We start from the raw sequence: 13,692 nt of genomic DNA, 5'->3' as shown, positions 1-13,692 counted from the left end.
TGAGCACGTCCAAGCAGTTAGGCTGGTAAGTAGGCAAATCCGCTTACCGCGAAGGCTGAGCTGTGATGGGGAAGCTCCTTATGGAGCGAAGTCTTTGATTCCCCGCTGCCAAGAAAAGCTTCTAGCGAGATAAAAGGTGCCTGTACCGCAAACCGACACAGGTAGGCGAGGAGAGAATCCTAAGGTGTGCGAGAGAACTCTGGTTAAGGAACTCGGCAAAATGACCCCGTAACTTCGGGAGAAGGGGTGCTTTCTTAACGGAAAGCCGCAGTGAATAGGCCCAAGCGACTGTTTAGCAAAAACACAGGTCTCTGCGAAGCCGTAAGGCGAAGTATAGGGGCTGACACCTGCCCGGTGCTGGAAGGTTAAGGAGAGGGGTTAGCGCAAGCGAAGCTCTGAACTGAAGCCCCAGTAAACGGCGGCCGTAACTATAACGGTCCTAAGGTAGCGAAATTCCTTGTCGGGTAAGTTCCGACCCGCACGAAAGGTGTAACGATTTGGGCACTGTCTCAACCAGAGACTCGGTGAAATTATAGTACCTGTGAAGATGCAGGTTACCCGCGACAGGACGGAAAGACCCCGTGGAGCTTTACTGTAGCCTGATATTGAATTTTGGTACAGCTTGTACAGGATAGGCGGGAGCCTTTGAAGCCGGAGCGCTAGCTTCGGTGGAGGCGCTGGTGGGATACCGCCCTGGCTGTATTGAAATTCTAACCTACGGGTCTTATCGACCCGGGAGACAGTGTCAGGTGGGCAGTTTGACTGGGGCGGTCGCCTCCTAAAAAGTAACGGAGGCGCCCAAAGGTTCCCTCAGAATGGTTGGAAATCATTCGTAGAGTGCAAAGGCATAAGGGAGCTTGACTGCGAGACCTACAAGTCGAGCAGGGACGAAAGTCGGGCTTAGTGATCCGGTGGTTCCGCATGGAAGGGCCATCGCTCAACGGATAAAAGCTACCCCGGGGATAACAGGCTTATCTCCCCCAAGAGTCCACATCGACGGGGAGGTTTGGCACCTCGATGTCGGCTCATCGCATCCTGGGGCTGTAGTCGGTCCCAAGGGTTGGGCTGTTCGCCCATTAAAGCGGTACGCGAGCTGGGTTCAGAACGTCGTGAGACAGTTCGGTCCCTATCCGTCGTGGGCGTAGGAAATTTGAGAGGAGCTGTCCTTAGTACGAGAGGACCGGGATGGACGCACCGCTGGTGTACCAGTTGTTCTGCCAAGGGCATAGCTGGGTAGCTATGTGCGGAAGGGATAAGTGCTGAAAGCATCTAAGCATGAAGCCCCCCTCAAGATGAGATTTCCCATAGCGTTAAGCTAGTAAGATCCCTGAAAGATGATCAGGTTGATAGGTTCGAGGTGGAAGCGTGGTGACACGTGGAGCTGACGAATACTAATAGATCGAGGACTTAACCATATAATATGAAGCAAGTGTTATCTAGTTTTGAGAGAACATAAAAAAACTTATTGACTTTTTAACTCAATCAAGTATAATAATGATTGTCTCAAATGAATATAGTCTGGTAATGATGGCAGAGAGGTCACACCCGTTCCCATACCGAACACGGAAGTTAAGCTCTCTAGCGCCGATGGTAGTTGGGGCTTTGCCCCTGTGAGAGTAGGACGTTGCCAGGCAAATGGAGGATTAGCTCAGCTGGGAGAGCACCTGCCTTACAAGCAGGGGGTCGGCGGTTCGATCCCGTCATCCTCCACCATATAAGTTTTCATGTCGGAGGGGTAGCGAAGTGGCTAAACGCGGCGGACTGTAAATCCGCTCCTTCGGGTTCGGCAGTTCGAATCTGCCCCCCTCCACCATTTGATGGGCTATAGCCAAGCGGTAAGGCAACGGACTTTGACTCCGTCATGCGCTGGTTCGAATCCAGCTAGCCCAGCCATTTAAGTAAGAGCCATTAGCTCAGTTGGTAGAGCATCTGACTTTTAATCAGAGGGTCGAAGGTTCGAGTCCTTCATGGCTCACCATTTTTAAAATGTAATATGCGGGTGTGGCGGAATTGGCAGACGCACCAGACTTAGGATCTGGCGCCTTTGGCGTGGGGGTTCGACTCCCTTCACCCGCACTTTCAATTAAATAAGCAATAAGTCATATATGTTTTGCGGAAGTAGTTCAGTGGTAGAATACAACCTTGCCAAGGTTGGGGTCGCGGGTTCGAATCCCGTCTTCCGCTCCAATTTTCAATATGACGCCGGGGTGGCGGAACAGGCAGACGCACAGGACTTAAAATCCTGCGGTGGGTGACCACCGTGCGGGTTCGACCCCCGCCCTCGGCACCATATGCGCCCGTAGCTCAATTGGATAGAGCGTTTGACTACGGATCAAAAGGTTAGGGGTTCGAGTCCTCTCGGGCGCGCTTTATTAACGGGAAGTGGCTCAGCTTGGTAGAGCACCTGGTTTGGGACCAGGGGGTCGCAGGTTCAAATCCTGTCTTCCCGATAGTTTTAAAACAATGGGGCCTTAGCTCAGCTGGGAGAGCGCCTGCCTTGCACGCAGGAGGTCAGCGGTTCGATCCCGCTAGGCTCCACCATTAAAGCTTTATATATATGGAGGTATACCCAAGTTCGGCTGAAGGGATCGGTCTTGAAAACCGACAGGCGGCGAGAGTCGCGCGGGGGTTCGAATCCCTCTACCTCCTCCATTTTTTATTTAAAAGAATATTATATCATCGCGGGGTGGAGCAGTCTGGTAGCTCGTCGGGCTCATAACCCGAAGGTCGCAGGTTCAAATCCTGTCCCCGCAACCAATGGTCCCGTGGTGTAGTGGTTAACATGCCTGCCTGTCACGCAGGAGATCGCCGGTTCGACCCCGGTCGGGACCGCCATTTACATAAAGGCTCGGTAGCTCAGTCGGTAGAGCAGAGGACTGAAAATCCTCGTGTCGGCGGTTCGATTCCGTCCCGAGCCATCATTTTTTTTTTTTTGTAAACTAGCCGGCTTAGCTCAATTGGTAGAGCAACTGACTTGTAATCAGTAGGTTGGGGGTTCAAGTCCTCTAGCCGGCACCACTTAGGGGCATAGTTTAAAGGTAGAACAGAGGTCTCCAAAACCTCCGGTGTGGGTTCGATTCCTACTGCCCCTGTAAGAAATATGGGCCTATAGCTCAGCTGGTTAGAGCGCACGCCTGATAAGCGTGAGGTCGATGGTTCGAGTCCATTTAGGCCCACCATATTCCGCAGTAGCTCAGTGGTAGAGCTATCGGCTGTTAACCGATCGGTCGTAGGTTCGAGTCCTACCTGCGGAGCCATGGCCCGTTGGTCAAGTGGTTAAGACACCGCCCTTTCACGGCGGTAACACGGGTTCGAATCCCGTACGGGTCATTATAAAAAGAGTCAGCATGGTGCTGACTCTTTTTATTTAAAGAAAAATAATATTATAAATTATACCTTCCATATATTATATTTGTTATAACAAATATAATTACTTCTTTGATTAATGATCTCCTTATACATATGTTTATTCGACTACTTTTGGGCAGTAAGAATGAGAAGAGCGAATAAAGAAACCCTACTGATGGTCGTTTCACGTTATTATAACAATAAGTATATTTTTACCATATTATAAAATATTTTATTTTTTATTATAAATAATGAAGGATTTTGTATGATTTTGTGTAATTAGGAAAGAATATAGTGCATTATATTTTAACTAATGGATTATTTTAGTTATACTCAAAATGGAACTATATTAATTCACTTTTAAGTTTGTACAGCGGAATGTTGCATAAATATTTTACGGTATAAAGTATTTCTTTTACTAACCCCGTCCTACTTATACTCTGTATCTTAACGAGTCGTTTTCTTTATGAAGAACGATAAAGTTTATACTTTCCCCCCACAATTCTAATGTTTTTAGAATTGGTCATTGTAGTAGTCAATATCCAATTTATTTTGCATTTTATGGCAAGTAGGTCAACTACCCACCACTTAAACATCTAATTGGGATTTTAGGTTAGATCGCTCTCTACATTTGATAAAGCGTAATTATAAATGAGAGATGGTATCTCATTTATCTTTTAAGAAACTGGCGAATCGAAATGAAGGGGGTTGGAAATGCTAAAGTGTGTAAAGGAGGGTAATATATTTATGACAACTGTTCGAGAATTGATGAGCACGAATATTGTACAATGTACGCCACTAGATAACGTTTATGAAGCAGCGGTGAAAATGAAAGAAGAAGATATAGGAATGATTCCTGTTGTAGAGAATAATCAGGTTATTGGTCTTGTCACAGACCGTGATTTGGTTGTGCGGGGAATTGCAGAAAAACATCCAGGTTCCAATCAAATCACAAATATTATGACAACACAAATTATTTCCGTGTCCCCTGATGACGCTATTGAAAAAGCAACAGAATTAATGGCACGTTACCAAATAAGAAGATTGCCAGTAGTTGAACATGGGCAATTTGTTGGAATGCTATCACTTGGTGATTTAGCAACAACTAAATATGCAGATGATCAGGCAGGCGTTGCCTTAAGTGAAATATCAGAGCATACAGACTAAAGGGAAGGGATACTTTTATTCTGTTTGCTAAGGGCAGGAATGCTTCATCTGAAAGCAAAGATGTAGTGAAGGATAAGCTGTCAACATACGCTCCATTAGTTTAATTCATAATCTGTGGGGGGATCTCCCGCAGATTAAATTTATATTTTATGTGAATTACTTTTGAAATTTTTATTAACAACTATTAACATATGAAAATCATGATATACTAATAAATATAAGTATTATATGTTTTTTTGAATATATTAATAATCAGTTTAATAGCATTCAAATATTTTATCATACATATAGAAAATGGGGGGGGAATTATATGACGATTATGCGACCTGGACCTAATTGGAACTTGGTTACGGATGCGTATGCAGAGCCGGAAAATTTTGCGGATTTATTTTCTTTGCTTATACCAAAGTATCCAAAGGGAGAAGGAAAAGAACGAACTATTCTGGCTTGGAAAGAAAAAGAATTTTATAAAAAAGAAAATTTAATTCCTTTTATTTTATATGGAATGAAAAAATTACATGATCTGCCGAAGTTTCATAAAGATGAAATGCCAACTTTGGTTCGAATTATTCGTTTATGTCAAGAAGTAGGATGGTATCAACAAGCTTATGCTTTTATGGTTGCTGAGGGATTAGAGGAATTCGTACAAACATCGTTAGAGTATGAATCATGGGATGTATTTACACAAGTAGTCGCTTGGAATTATTTAATTATAAAACAAAAGGTTACGGAATTAGAGAGTAATGATGAGTTTATTTGGGAAAGAATTAAGTTTAATGTGGAGTGTATTGAAAAGTATAAGCCACTTTTGTCTCATAAAGAAATGATGGAGTTTATGTTTCTGTTTCTTTGTAAACAAGCAAAGGGATTATCAAAAGAGCAGTTAGATGAAAATTTAATGGAGTTGGCAAAATATTGTAATACATATATTTGTGATGTATACACGCAAGATTTATTAAGAAAATATAGAAAATGTACAGATTTCTTAACATATTATGAACCAAGCCGTGCTGTTATAGCATGTCAGCGTGCAGTGATTGCACAAATATCTGATCGTCTGAATCCGTTAAAAACAACTCATATTGATGATTATTTGTTTGTTATAAAAGAGATGATGGAACATATGTCATTTGAGTTTATAACAAAATATGAGAACTTTATAGGGAAATTATTATCATACATTCCATTTTTTGAAATGATTCAAGTTCCACAGCAAATGTATTATTGTGAAGAACTTCTGTATATATGCAAAGGAATCGGTTATAAAGAGGAATTACTACGCAATTATATATTTATACAATTACCAAATTGTTTTCCTTCCTTTATTAAGCAATTTTTAAAGAATAAGCGTTATGCATCAATACATGATATTTTATTTTATTGGTGCAGTGATGAACAACGTATGAATTTAGAACATAAATATAATTTAAGTTTTATTTATGAGCAATATGCATGCGGATAAAGTGAAATTTCTATCAGTGGGGGGCTTCATCCTCCATTGATGGTTAGTTGAACGAATCGGTTTTTTACTGTCTGTTAATGCGGGATAAAATAGACAAGTAGTTTTATAGCAGACTTTTAATTTATGTAAATGCAAATTGAAAAACCGACATAAACATCCCTTTCTTTTTAAGAGAGGACGAGAGCATCTGGTCATACATAGAAGTAGTCATGTTTTATTCTGTATTGCAGCCACTTATATGTTGAAAAATTAAAAGTAGTTTATATATAACGTAAAAAAGGATTCCACATGATGTGGAATCCTTTTTTAATAGTAAAGGCAAAGAGAAATAATTGTAAGAGAAATCATGCTGTACAAAAGAAATTGGCTATTTCTATTATCTTTAATGCCGAAAAAATGATTCATTCTTTCATACGAGTCTAGAAAAGATTTTGTTAGACTCGTATGAAAGAATCGTCGCACTATTTTCAAACTTTCCATGCTTTTTCCTGCTGTTGTTGTTTACGATGTTCTGGGACGTATATATATTGAGATACGATAAGAAGAATAGCCACAAAAAATACTGGAAACATTGCAGAAATATGCAAGCCATTAAAAATTATGTTTGTTATTAAAGAACTTATAATAAATAGGGTAGTATATATGTGCGAAATATGTCGCTTCAGTCGAATTTTGAATATTTCCATAAGCACTTCACAAGTAACAAATGTAATAATAATGCTTAAAGATACAGTGTTTGTGTTGTAAATTAATAAGCAACAAATTAAACCGAAAAACGCTAAATACTCAATAAGTAATGGAATATTACGTGTCATTATGCGTTACCTAACTAAGAAAGGAAGTGGATTTACAGCATTTGTTTTTTCGAAATTCCATTCCCCGTTATGTAATTCAAAATGCAAGTGTTGTCCATATGAATGTCCTGTATTTCCCATATAACCGAGCAATTGACCTGTTGTCACTGTATCTCCTGCTTTGACAGCACGACTTTTCATGTGAGCATATATAGTTGTGTATAAATTCCCGTTTATACGATGGGCAACAAATACAACGTTTCCATAGCTTGTAGAATAATATGATTTTACAACAGTCCCAGATGCGGCAGCTTGGATTGGAACATTTCCTGTTGCTGCAATATCTACGCCGTAGTGCATTTTTCCCCAGCGTACATCAAATTCTGAGCTGATTTTCCCTTGGGCAGGATATTTAAATGCAGCTGGAATAGATGGGGTAGCTTGCTGTTTTGGTTGCTGCTGTTGTTTTTGTCCTTGTACTACATAATGCTGTGCAACATAGCCATATCCTGATCCGTAGCGAATTTTATACCATGTTCCCACACTTTCAACGACTTGTACTTGTGTTCCATTTGGTAAAGAACCGATAATGGCTGCATTTGTTCCTGCTCCGCTACGTACTTTTAATGTTGGAGTGGCAACGTAATAAGAACTTCCGCCTTGTACAGTAATTCCCTTTACTAATGGCTGATCGGCGTTAGATAAAAATTCTTTCTTTACATAGCCGCTTGTTCCATTATGTACAACTTTATACCATCCCTCTTGTTCTTCTTGAACAGTAACAAATTTCCCACTTGGTAATACAGTAATAATTTCAGATTGTGTGTTTGGTTCAGAGCGAACGTTTAATGCATCTGCATTTACGATATATTGATTCTCACCATTTTGTGGCTTTGTTAAAGAAATGGCGTCTTTTTTGACATAACCAGTTTTATTGTGAATGTGAACTTTGTACCATTCATTTGTTGTTTCTAAAATAGTAACGGGAGTGTTACGTGTAATATTGTCAATAACAGGGTCTGTTCCATTCGGGCTATTGTACATTTGTAACGTTTCCGTTTTAACATAACCAATTTTTGCTTTTGCAGTTTGCTCTGCTTCTACAGTATGTACATTAGAGTCTGCCATAGAGGGGAGCATAGAGGCAACTGCTACAGTAGTTGCTGTTAGTGCTGCGACTTTTAAATTCATATATTCATTGACCTCCTTAAGTAATGCATTGTTATAATTTAAATTATAATATGTGGATATTAAGTTTGAAACATATTTATAGATTAAAAACAAACGAAAGCTTTTTCTCTATGTGTAAGTTAAAAACTCTTTTTTTTTAGAGTGGAGAATTTGGCTGCACATAGAAATGATCAAGGACTTTTTCTACCACATGCAAGGCTTAAAACAAAAGGAGAAAACAAGTAGTGGTTATGATGTATTTTGTATAGCAGCGACTTAAATGTCGAAAAGTGAAAATGGATATATAATAAAAGGATAGCAGATTTATAGCTATTATGGAAATAGCGAAAAGGAATTCGTTTTTTTCTGAACTTACAGATAGGTAGAAGGAGAAATGAAAAGAGTTGCCGATGAGATAGGGTGATGGTATACTGACTATGTTAAATGAATATACTGCTAGGGGAGCTAGTTTTGCTAGCTGAGAGTAAGACCTATAGTCTTTGACCCTTGAACCTGATCTAGATGATGCTAGCGTAGGGAAGCAATTTGGACGATATAAATAACGTCCCCGTTTCTTTATGCATAGAAACGGGGATTTTTTATTGAAAATTTTATAGAACACCACTAGGGGTGCTTAAAAGCTGAGAGAGGTAAAATCCTTAACCCTTATGACCTGATCTAGGTGATGCTAGCGTAGGGAAGTGGAAACAACAAATGAGTTTTTCTTTTGTTTGCTGTGGCCACTTCTTATATAGAAGTGGTTTTTTATTTGGAAACATATATACAGGAAGGGGAAGCGGAGATGACATTTTGTGAAAGATTATTTGAAAAGGTGCAACCTGTTTGGGAGAAGAGTCATAATCATCCATTTGTAACAGGGATGGGAGATGGAACGTTAGAGAAAGATAGATTTCAATATTATATTGTTCAAGATTATTTGTATTTGTTAGATTACGCAAAGTTATATGCAATTGGTGTTGTAAAAGCAACAAATCCAAAAGTAATGGCGAAGTTTGCTGAACAAATCGATGGGATTTTAAATGGAGAAATGATGATTCATAAACAATACGCAAAGCGTTTAGGAATTTCTGTTGAAGAAATGGAATTAGCAAAGCCGTCTGCTATGAATCTAGCATATACAAACTATATGATGTCAGTTTCACAAAACGGTACACTTGCTGAGTTAATTGTAGCATTGCTTCCATGTATGTGGAGTTATTGGGAGATTGGGAAGCGCTTAAATGCTATTCCATCCGCGCGTGATCATGAATTTTTTGGTGAGTGGATTCAAGGATACAGCTCAGAAGAATATGGGAATCTTTGTATATGGTTAATTGATTTATGTAATGAAATTGCAATTGGGAAAACAGAAGAAGAATTAAATCGTTTAGAAGAAATTTTCTTATATTCCAGCCGTTTTGAATACTTATTTTGGGATATGGCATATCGTAAGGAGATGTGGGGTTTTGAGGAACAAAAACATACTACAATTTCATAACGTTTCTTTTCATTATGATGAGAAACCGATTATCAAGAGCCTTAATGCTGTAGTACAAGAAGGAGAATTTATTAGCATTATCGGGCCGAGTGGCTGCGGGAAAAGTACATTGTTTCGGCTTATTACGGGACTTGAGAAAGCGAATGCTGGCACGATTGATGTAATGGGAACAACTCCTGTTGGCTATATGCCGCAAAAAGATATGTTACTCCCGTGGCGAACCATTATTGAAAATGCAGCTTTGCCACTTGAATGTCAAGGCATGAAGAAAAAAGAAGCACACATGAAAGCACAAGAGCTGCTGGAGCAATTTGGACTGCAAGGGTATGAAAAGAAACAGCCAAAAGATTTATCAGGCGGAATGCGGCAACGCGTATCGTTTATTCGGACGTTGTTAACGGGCGGTGACCTCTTACTATTAGATGAACCGTTTAGTGCACTTGATGCATTAACGAAGGCATCTTTGCAAGAATGGTTGTTTGAACAGTGGGAATATTGGCAAAAAACAATTTTGTTTATTACGCATGATGTTGATGAAGCGCTGTATCTTTCTAACCGTATTTTTATCGTAACAGAGCAGCCCATTACATTATTAACTGAGCGGACTGTGCCACTTGGGCAAGAACGGTCTCGAAAAGATTTGCATCACCCAGAAATGCTGGCATTAAAAGATGAACTCATTGGCATATTGCAAAGACAGGTGCTTGTATGAAGCGAATTGTAGATTATGTTCCGGCCATTATTGTAACGACTATTTTGCTGATTGGCTGGGAAGTAGGAGCACGGATTCTTGATGAAATGTACATTTTACCGTCTCCAAGTGCCATTGTTCAAAAAATATGGGATTTGCGGAATATATTGCTTACGGTGCATTTACCAGCAACGCTCTCTGTTACAGTGATCGGCATTGTTATTTCTATCGTATTAGGTGTTGGGTTAGCAATGTTGATGAGTATGAGTACATTTGCTGAGAAGGCATTTTATCCGCTATTAGTTGCTTCACAGACGATTCCCATTACAGCTTTAGCACCATTATTTGTTTTATGGTTTGGCTATTCGATTTGGAGTAAGGTTGTTGTCACAGTACTGATTACATTCTTTCCCATTACAGTAAATACGTATGATGGCCTTTGTAGTACGAAAAAGGAGTGGGAAGAGCTTTTAATTACATATGGTGCAACAAAAAAAGATGTTTTCTTCAAATTGAAATTACCGTCTGCACTTCCCTATTTTTTCTCAGCTTTAAAGGTGGCTGTGCCGTTTAGCGTGATTGGGGCAGCGATTGGAGAGTGGCTTGGAGCACAAGCAGGACTAGGCTATTTTAGTAAACGAATGATGACACAAATGGATGGTGCGGGTGTGTTTGCACCAATTGTTTTATTGTCATTGCTCGCTATTTTCTTTGTATTACTCGTTTCGATATTTGAGAGAAAATGTATTAGTTGGAGGAAGCATTCATGAAATTAGTAAAGCGCATCTTTGTATTTACATTGTTAATCGCGATGATTGTTGGGTGTTCTAGCAATTCGGCATCAGAAAAGAAAAAAGGCGAAAAAGAAGTCACTGTCATGCTCGATTGGTATCCAAATGCAGTGCATAGCTTTATTTATGCAGCAATGGAAAAAGGTTATTTTAAAGAAGAAGGTGTGAAGGTAAATATTAAATTTCCTTCTAATCCAACTGATCCATTAACGTTAGCAGCAGCAGGAAAAGTAACTGTTGGATTGTATTATCAGCCTGACGTTGTGATTGCGAGAGCGAATGAACACATTCCAGTGAAATCTATCGGTGCAGTTGTTCGTTCCCCTTTAAACCATGTTGTATCGCTAAAATCAGCAGGCATTTCTTCTCCTAAAGATTTGGAAGGAAAAACAGTTGGATATTCAGGGACACCGTTAAGTGAAGAATATTTAAAAACGATGATTAAAGAAGACGGGGGAAATCCAAACAACGTAAAAGTAGTTGATGTTGGTTTTGATTTAGTACCGGCTCTTACTACGAAAAAAGTAGATGCTGTTACAGGGGCATATATTAACCATGAAGTTCCAGTCATGCGTCATAAAGGTTACGAGCCAGCATATTTTAACCCAGCGGATTACGGTGTACCGAACTATCATGAACTGGTATTTGTAACAGGCGATAAAACATTGAAACAGGATAAAGAAACATTACAAGCCTTTTTACGCGGGGCGAAAAAAGGTTATGAATTTATGAAGAAAAATCCAGATGAAGCATTAAACATTTTATTAAATCACCAAGAAAAAGAGAATTTCCCATTGGTTCCAGAAGTTGAAAAAGAGAGTATGAAAATTTTATTAGATAAAATGGAAACGAAAGATGAACCATTTTTATCAGATACAGCAAGTTCTTGGGAAAAACAAAACAAGTGGTTAAAAGAAAAAGGAATGGCAAAAGAAATTGTTCCAGCAAACGAGTTGTTTGAAAACATTTTAAAGTAGGCGAATAGATATGAAAGCTGAGCTTCACGTTATATCAAATGGTCGTATGTCATTTGAAGAGTTAGGGCATATAGCAATTGATATTGAAAGTGAAATAGATTATTTGCACATTCGTGAGCGAGAGAAAAGTACGAAAGAGTTATATGAAGGTGTGGAGAAGCTCTTATATAAAGGATTTCCTTCTTCTAAACTTGTCATCAATGATCGGATTGATATTGCAATTTTATTAAATATTAGACGTGTACAACTTGGGTATAGCAGCGTGGATGTAAAATCTGTTAAAGAAAAATTTTCTTATTTGCATGTTGGTTACTCCGTTCATTCATTTGAAGAAGCTGTATCGGCTTTTAAAAATGGTGCAGATTCCCTTCTGTATGGGCATTTGTTTCAAACAAACTCTAAAAAGGGAGTGCCGCCAAGAGGGTTAGAAGGGATTACCGAAATAGCAGAACGTTTAACAATCCCAATTACCGCTATTGGAGGGATTACTCCTCATAATACAGCAGAAGCGCTCGGCACCGGGGCTGCTGGTATTGCAATAATGTCTGGAATTTTAAGTGCCGTAAAACCGAATGAGCAGGCAAAGTTATATAAGGAAACGATACGAAAGTGGGCGAGAACTCATGAGAATAATATATGATGTTGCCATCGTTGGCGGCGGTGTAATCGGAAGTTCGGTTGCACATTTTCTTGCTGAAAGAGGTTATAAAGTTGCCATCATTGAAAAACAAAAGATTGCTTCTGAAGCCTCTAAAGCAGCCGCCGGATTATTAGGTGTACAGGCGGAATGGGATGAATACGATCCGCTGTTTGAATTAGGTAGGAAAAGTCGCGCGATGTTTCCTAAACTTGCAAGTCTATTACGTGATAAAACCGGAATTGATATCGGATATGAAGAAAAAGGGATTTACCGTATTGCTCAAAATGAAGAAGAGAGTGTCCGGCTTCTTCATATTATGAAATGGCAGCAGCAAACAGGAGAAGAGTCCTATTTTATCTCAGGAGAAGAATTGCGGGGAAAAGAGCCCTATTTATCTACTTCTATTATTGGAGCAGTCTATCACCCAAAAGATGGTCATGTGATTGCCCCAGAGCTGACGAAAGCATTCGCTCATTCTGCTGCATTATCTGGAGCCGATATATATGAAGAAACTGAAGTGTTTGATATTCAAATGAACGATAATCGCGTAACAGGATTACTGACAACAGAAGGAGCGATTTTATGTGAAAACGTAGTAATTGCTGGAGGTTCGTGGAGTACAAAACTATTAAAATATTTTCACCATGAATGGGGCACATATCCTGTTAAAGGTGAAGTCGTTGCAGTGCGCAGTCGTAAGCCGTTATTACAAGCACCTATTTTTCAAGAGCGATTTTATATCGCACCGAAGCGCGGTGGGCGTTATGTCATTGGGGCAACAATGAAGCCTCATACATATAACAAGGCGGTGCGTCCTGAAAGCATTACTTCTATATTAGAACGTGCATATAGTATCCTTCCGGCGCTAAAGGAAGCAGAATGGGAAGGGGCATGGGCAGGATTACGTCCGCAATCGAATCATAGTATGCCGTATATCGGTAAGCATGAAGAAATTACTGGTTTATATGCTTGTACAGGTCACTATCGAAATGGAATCTTATTAAGTCCAGTATCAGGACAGTATATGGCAGATCTAATAGAAGGAAAGCAAAGTAATGGTTTACTAGATTCGCTGCTTTCACAATCTAGGTAAAATAAGACCTACACTTGTTTTCTCTTTTTGTTTTATTAACGGACGTGGCAGAAAAAAGCCA

10 protein-coding genes, 19 tRNA genes, 2 rRNA genes and 2 riboswitches (1 of these 33 cut by a window edge) are annotated in these 13,692 nt (G+C 39.6%); of the genes, 29 read left to right on the top strand and 2 right to left on the bottom strand.

From position 1 onward, the window contains the following. From AB1280_RS14480 to AB1280_RS14370, 23 genes are all read left to right on the top strand, one after another. Positions 1–1,415 (top strand): 23S ribosomal RNA (locus tag AB1280_RS14480); it begins 1,508 nt to the left of the window's first position. Positions 1,416–1,517: 102 nt separating this feature from the next. Beyond that, positions 1,518–1,633, top strand: a 5S ribosomal RNA gene (gene rrf / locus AB1280_RS14475). A 4-nt stretch (positions 1,634–1,637) separates the two neighbouring features. Continuing rightward, positions 1,638–1,713 (top strand) — tRNA-Val (locus AB1280_RS14470). Between the two features lie 16 nt (positions 1,714–1,729). Further along, positions 1,730–1,813 (top strand) — tRNA-Tyr (locus AB1280_RS14465). Between the two features lie 5 nt (positions 1,814–1,818). After that, positions 1,819–1,893, top strand: a tRNA-Gln gene (locus tag AB1280_RS14460). Positions 1,894–1,902: 9 nt separating this feature from the next. Further along, a tRNA-Lys gene (locus tag AB1280_RS14455) sits at positions 1,903–1,978 on the top strand. 17 nt (positions 1,979–1,995) lie between these two features. After that, positions 1,996–2,076, top strand: a tRNA-Leu gene (locus tag AB1280_RS14450). Positions 2,077–2,112: 36 nt separating this feature from the next. Next, positions 2,113–2,187, top strand: a tRNA-Gly gene (locus tag AB1280_RS14445). 14 nt (positions 2,188–2,201) lie between these two features. Continuing rightward, a tRNA-Leu gene (locus AB1280_RS14440) sits at positions 2,202–2,290 on the top strand. A gap of 3 nt (positions 2,291–2,293) precedes the next feature. Beyond that, positions 2,294–2,367, top strand: a tRNA-Arg gene (locus tag AB1280_RS14435). A 9-nt stretch (positions 2,368–2,376) separates the two neighbouring features. Further along, positions 2,377–2,450 (top strand) — tRNA-Pro (locus tag AB1280_RS14430). Positions 2,451–2,465: 15 nt separating this feature from the next. Further along, positions 2,466–2,541 (top strand) — tRNA-Ala (locus tag AB1280_RS14425). A gap of 18 nt (positions 2,542–2,559) precedes the next feature. Beyond that, a tRNA-Ser gene (locus tag AB1280_RS14420) sits at positions 2,560–2,652 on the top strand. Positions 2,653–2,680: 28 nt separating this feature from the next. After that, positions 2,681–2,757: transfer RNA gene (locus AB1280_RS14415), tRNA-Met, on the top strand. Positions 2,758–2,759: 2 nt separating this feature from the next. Then, positions 2,760–2,835 (top strand) — tRNA-Asp (locus tag AB1280_RS14410). 10 nt (positions 2,836–2,845) lie between these two features. Then, a tRNA-Phe gene (locus AB1280_RS14405) sits at positions 2,846–2,918 on the top strand. Between the two features lie 24 nt (positions 2,919–2,942). Next, a tRNA-Thr gene (locus AB1280_RS14400) sits at positions 2,943–3,018 on the top strand. A gap of 3 nt (positions 3,019–3,021) precedes the next feature. Next, positions 3,022–3,092 (top strand) — tRNA-Trp (locus AB1280_RS14395). Between the two features lie 10 nt (positions 3,093–3,102). Further along, a tRNA-Ile gene (locus AB1280_RS14390) sits at positions 3,103–3,179 on the top strand. 3 nt (positions 3,180–3,182) lie between these two features. Next, positions 3,183–3,257 (top strand) — tRNA-Asn (locus AB1280_RS14385). Between the two features lies 1 nt (position 3,258). Then, positions 3,259–3,330, top strand: a tRNA-Glu gene (locus AB1280_RS14380). A 765-nt stretch (positions 3,331–4,095) separates the two neighbouring features. Further along, on the top strand, positions 4,096–4,515 hold the full coding sequence (locus AB1280_RS14375; protein WP_272191436.1) for a CBS domain-containing protein: 420 nt from the start codon (positions 4,096–4,098) through the stop codon (positions 4,513–4,515). Between the two features lie 310 nt (positions 4,516–4,825). Beyond that, the gene (locus tag AB1280_RS14370) at positions 4,826–5,977 is read left to right on the top strand and encodes a DUF3965 domain-containing protein (protein WP_272191437.1); all 1,152 of its coding nucleotides are present in this window, start codon (positions 4,826–4,828) and stop codon (positions 5,975–5,977) included. A 467-nt stretch (positions 5,978–6,444) separates the two neighbouring features. On the opposite strand, the gene AB1280_RS14365 is transcribed toward AB1280_RS14370, so the two are convergent. Together AB1280_RS14365 and AB1280_RS14360 are read right to left on the bottom strand one after the other, a co-directional pair. Further along, a complete protein-coding gene (locus tag AB1280_RS14365) occupies positions 6,445–6,792 on the bottom strand; it encodes a hypothetical protein (RefSeq protein ID WP_272191438.1) in 348 nt (115 codons plus the stop codon). A gap of 6 nt (positions 6,793–6,798) precedes the next feature. Continuing rightward, positions 6,799–7,962, bottom strand: coding sequence for an SH3 domain-containing protein (locus AB1280_RS14360; RefSeq protein WP_272191439.1), 1,164 nt, complete (start codon positions 7,960–7,962; stop codon positions 6,799–6,801). A gap of 427 nt (positions 7,963–8,389) precedes the next feature. Further along, positions 8,390–8,498: riboswitch (TPP riboswitch) on the top strand. A gap of 59 nt (positions 8,499–8,557) precedes the next feature. After that, positions 8,558–8,658: riboswitch (TPP riboswitch) on the top strand. A gap of 85 nt (positions 8,659–8,743) precedes the next feature. On the opposite strand from AB1280_RS14360, the gene tenA reads away from it, so the two are divergent. Genes tenA through thiO form a run of 6 tightly spaced genes read left to right on the top strand, consistent with a single transcriptional unit; the run spans position 8,744 to position 13,631 of the window. Next, positions 8,744–9,439, top strand: a complete 696-nt coding sequence (tenA, locus tag AB1280_RS14355) for a thiaminase II (RefSeq protein ID WP_272191440.1) — start codon at positions 8,744–8,746, stop codon at positions 9,437–9,439. Further along, positions 9,408–10,151: an ABC transporter ATP-binding protein gene (locus AB1280_RS14350; protein ID WP_429756246.1), complete on the top strand. Its 744-nt coding sequence runs from the start codon at positions 9,408–9,410 to the stop codon at positions 10,149–10,151. The genes tenA and AB1280_RS14350 overlap by 32 nt, the downstream gene beginning before the upstream one ends. Then, positions 10,148–10,900: an ABC transporter permease gene (locus AB1280_RS14345; protein WP_272191442.1), complete on the top strand. Its 753-nt coding sequence runs from the start codon at positions 10,148–10,150 to the stop codon at positions 10,898–10,900. Before AB1280_RS14350 ends, AB1280_RS14345 begins: the two co-directional genes overlap by 4 nt. Next, positions 10,897–11,898, top strand: a complete 1,002-nt coding sequence (locus AB1280_RS14340; RefSeq protein ID WP_429756245.1) for an ABC transporter substrate-binding protein — start codon at positions 10,897–10,899, stop codon at positions 11,896–11,898. The genes AB1280_RS14345 and AB1280_RS14340 overlap by 4 nt, the downstream gene beginning before the upstream one ends. Before the next feature lie 10 nt (positions 11,899–11,908). Next, positions 11,909–12,538, top strand: coding sequence for a thiazole tautomerase TenI (gene tenI / locus AB1280_RS14335; protein WP_429756244.1), 630 nt, complete (start codon positions 11,909–11,911; stop codon positions 12,536–12,538). Then, on the top strand, positions 12,522–13,631 hold the full coding sequence (gene thiO, locus AB1280_RS14330) for a glycine oxidase ThiO (protein WP_272191445.1): 1,110 nt from the start codon (positions 12,522–12,524) through the stop codon (positions 13,629–13,631). The genes tenI and thiO overlap by 17 nt, the downstream gene beginning before the upstream one ends. Positions 13,632–13,692 lie beyond the last annotated feature (61 nt).

The sequence above is a fragment of the Bacillus sp. S10(2024) genome (assembly GCF_050473865.1).
Lineage (GTDB): Bacteria > Bacillota > Bacilli > Bacillales > Bacillaceae_G > Bacillus_A.
Note: the sequence above shows the minus strand (reverse complement) of the source record. Positions and strands in the feature narration are given on the sequence as shown.

What these genes read in the sequence shown, in the direction of transcription:
- tenI (WP_429756244.1), top strand. Translation starts at nt 11,909, where the DNA reads ATGAAAGCTGAGCTTCACGTTATATCAAATGGTCGTATGTCATTTGAA.
- AB1280_RS14340 (WP_429756245.1), top strand. Translation starts at nt 10,897, where the DNA reads ATGAAATTAGTAAAGCGCATCTTTGTATTTACATTGTTAATCGCGATG.
- AB1280_RS14370 (WP_272191437.1), top strand. Translation starts at nt 4,826, where the DNA reads ATGACGATTATGCGACCTGGACCTAATTGGAACTTGGTTACGGATGCG.
- tenA (WP_272191440.1), top strand. Translation starts at nt 8,744, where the DNA reads ATGACATTTTGTGAAAGATTATTTGAAAAGGTGCAACCTGTTTGGGAG.
- thiO (WP_272191445.1), top strand. Translation starts at nt 12,522, where the DNA reads ATGAGAATAATATATGATGTTGCCATCGTTGGCGGCGGTGTAATCGGA.
- AB1280_RS14360 (WP_272191439.1), bottom strand. Translation starts at nt 7,962, where the DNA reads ATGAATTTAAAAGTCGCAGCACTAACAGCAACTACTGTAGCAGTTGCC.
- AB1280_RS14375 (WP_272191436.1), top strand. Translation starts at nt 4,096, where the DNA reads ATGACAACTGTTCGAGAATTGATGAGCACGAATATTGTACAATGTACG.
- AB1280_RS14365 (WP_272191438.1), bottom strand. Translation starts at nt 6,792, where the DNA reads ATGACACGTAATATTCCATTACTTATTGAGTATTTAGCGTTTTTCGGT.
- AB1280_RS14345 (WP_272191442.1), top strand. Translation starts at nt 10,148, where the DNA reads ATGAAGCGAATTGTAGATTATGTTCCGGCCATTATTGTAACGACTATT.